The 2639-nt window shown below is 63.5% G+C and carries 2 protein-coding genes; both read right to left on the bottom strand.

Annotation, left to right across the window (positions count from 1 at the left end):
* Positions 1 to 93: 93 nt before the first annotated feature.
* Positions 94 to 843: an IS21-like element helper ATPase IstB gene (gene istB / locus ACODSV_RS36135; protein ID WP_056791631.1), complete on the bottom strand. Its 750-nt coding sequence runs from the start codon at positions 841 to 843 to the stop codon at positions 94 to 96.
* The gene (gene istA, locus ACODSV_RS36130) at positions 821 to 2407 is read right to left on the bottom strand and encodes an IS21 family transposase (RefSeq protein ID WP_056791628.1); all 1587 of its coding nucleotides are present in this window, start codon (positions 2405 to 2407) and stop codon (positions 821 to 823) included. The genes istB and istA overlap by 23 nt, the downstream gene beginning before the upstream one ends.
* Positions 2408 to 2639 lie beyond the last annotated feature (232 nt).

Here is a 2639-nt window from a genome sequence, read left to right as displayed (position 1 = left end):
TGCGTATTTCGCTCATCGTGACCGGTCATTTCGCTAACAACGTGACCGGTTTCTCCACCCGATTGCGCGGGGTCTAAATTCTAACCGCATCGGTCACGATGCCGCTTCTTCTTCCGTCTTTTTACGTCGCAGCGACTCACCCTTCATCACGATTCGATACGCGCTGTGCACCAGCCGATCCAGCAAGGCGTCGGCCACTGTCGGGTCGTTGATCCAGCCGTGCCAGTGATCAACCGGCAGTTGGCTGGTCAGTACCGTCGACCGCAAGCCGGCGCGGTCGTCGATTACTTCCAGCAGGTCGTGCCGGGCGTTTTCTTCCAGCGGTGCCAGCGCCCAGTCGTCCAGGATCAGCACGTCGACCTTCGCCAGTTGCTGCAACGTGCGGCCGAAGCTGCCGTCGCCATGAGCGATCCGCAGTTGTTCCAGCAGGCGTGGCGTGCGCAGGTATAGCGTGCTGTAGCCTTGGCGGCAGGCCTGGTTGCCCAGAGCGCAGGCGAGCCAGGTTTTGCCGACGCCGGTTGGGCCGGTCAGCAACAGGTTGTGCTGTTGGCGGATCCAGTCACCGCTGGCCAGGGTTGCGAGCTGGCGTTCGTCCAGGCCTCTGCCCGGACGGCGGTCGAGGTCTTCCAGGCAGGCACCGGCGTATTTGAGCTTGGCTTGTTTGCGCAGCCGTTCCAGGCGTTTGTTGTCGCGCCAGGCCAGTTCGCGGTCAAGCAGCAGACCGAGCCGATCATCGAAGCTCAAGCTGTGGCAGGCCGGCAGTGTCCATTGCTCTTCCAGCGCAGTGGCCATGCCGCTGAGGCGCAGGTGGTGCAACTGGTTAAGCGTGTGTTGCGTCATCATTGAACAGCTCCTTTTGGGTGTAATAGTCAGCACCGCGCACGTTCTCGTGACGGGCGGGTTGAGCGGCGGCGGTGGTCTTGGGCAGCGGTTGCTGGTCGAGCCCTTGCTTGAGCAGGTTGCGCACGGTGCGGCTGTTGAGTGCACGCAGTTGCACCGCGCGGCTGGCTGCCGCCTCCAGGCGCTCGTTGCCATAGTGGCGAGCCAGCGAGAGCAGACCCAAGCAGGAGCGGTAGCCCATCTCCGGATGGGGTTTGTGGGTCAGTTGATGTTCGACGATCTGCCGGACGTGCGGGCCGATCCGCTCGCCCCAGTCGAGCAGGCGCTGGGGTGTCCAGTCACGATGGGCCTTGTGCGAGGCCGGCATGTGTTCGCTCTGGGTGCTGTAGGCGCCGCGCCGTTGCAGCAGCAGGTGGCTGGCGACTCGCCGGTGTCCATGCAGGATTTCGACGGTATGGGCGCTCACTCGGGCGTCGACGCTTTGCCGGGCCAAGGCCGAGGGCACGCTGTAAAAGCCGCCATTCACCTCGATGTGGTAGTCGATGTTGACCTTGCAGCGTTTGAAGGTCACCACCTCATAAGGATGCGCCGGCAGCGGTTTCAGCGCCGGCTGGTCGAGCTGCTCGAACCAGTCCCGCCGGCATCCGTCGAGCTTTTTGAACGGGCGTCGGTTCAAGTCCTCCAGCAAGACGGCAATGGCCTGATTGAGGGCATGCAGGCTGAAGAACTGCTGATGCCGTAACCGCGCCATGATCCAGCGCTCGACCACCTGCACCGCCACCTCTGCCTTGGCTTTGTCCTGCGGCTTGCGCGGGCGCGCCGGGAGCATGATGGCGCCGTAGTGCTGGGCGCACTCCAGTGCCGCACGGTTCAGACCCGGCTCGTAACGGTCAGGACGGGCCACCAGGGCACGCGGGTTGTCCGGGACGATCATTTCGGGGACGCCACCGAAGTAGCCGAGGGCCTGGCTCAACGCCGTCAGCCAGTCCACTTGCGTTTCGCCCGGCGTGGCGCACGCGTAGGTGTAGTTCGAGGCACCGAGGGCCGCGACGAAAATGTGCGCCTGGCGGATCTCGCCGGTGGCGGCGTCGATCACCGGCAACGTTGGCCCGGCATAGTCGATGAACAGCTTTTCACCCGCGCGGTGCTGCTGACGCATCGAACGTTTGAGGGTACGGGCGTAGCAGCGGTAATGCTCGACAAACTGGGTGTAGCGGTAGGTCGGCTGGTCGGGATGAGCGGCGGTGTATTCCTCCCACAGCAGTTGTAGCGTCACGCCTTTGCGACGCAGTTCGCGGTGCAGGGTGATCACGTCGGGCAACACGCGGCCGCCGCGTGAGTGCACGACATTGGCGGCCGGCATCAGGGCGGCGCCAAGCGCCGCTTCATCCAGTAGAGCCAGCGCGGGCCACTCGATGCCGGTGTCGCGCGCCGCCTTGATGTACTTGCTGACCACGCCCTTGGACAGTTGCAAGGCGCGGGCGATCTTCTCGTGGGACAGGTCGGCCTCGAACTTGAGGCGCAGGCATTCTTTGATATTACGCATGGCTACTCGCTGCGCCGCCATCCTTCGATTCCCCGAAATGGGACTGAGGGTGGCGGTGCGTCAGGTCATGCGCAACGCAGTGGAGGATATTTCGCTAACAACGTGACCGGTCATTTCGGTAAGAGCGTGACCGGCTGTTTCGGAACAGGCGGAAAATCGGTCACGTTGTTAGCGAAATGAGCGGTCACGCGTTAGCGAAATGGGCGGTCACGATGTACCGAAACGGGCGGTCACGATGGGCCGAAATACGCAG

The organism is Pseudomonas sp. FG86, assembly GCF_057808775.1.
This window is presented reverse-complemented; position numbering and strand designations above follow the sequence as displayed.

Excerpts from the sequence above, each read along its gene's own strand:
- istB (WP_056791631.1), bottom strand. The coding sequence starts at position 843 with ATGATGACGCAACACACGCTTAACCAGTTGCACCACCTGCGCCTCAGC.
- istA (WP_056791628.1), bottom strand. The coding sequence starts at position 2,407 with ATGGCGGCGCAGCGAGTAGCCATGCGTAATATCAAAGAATGCCTGCGC.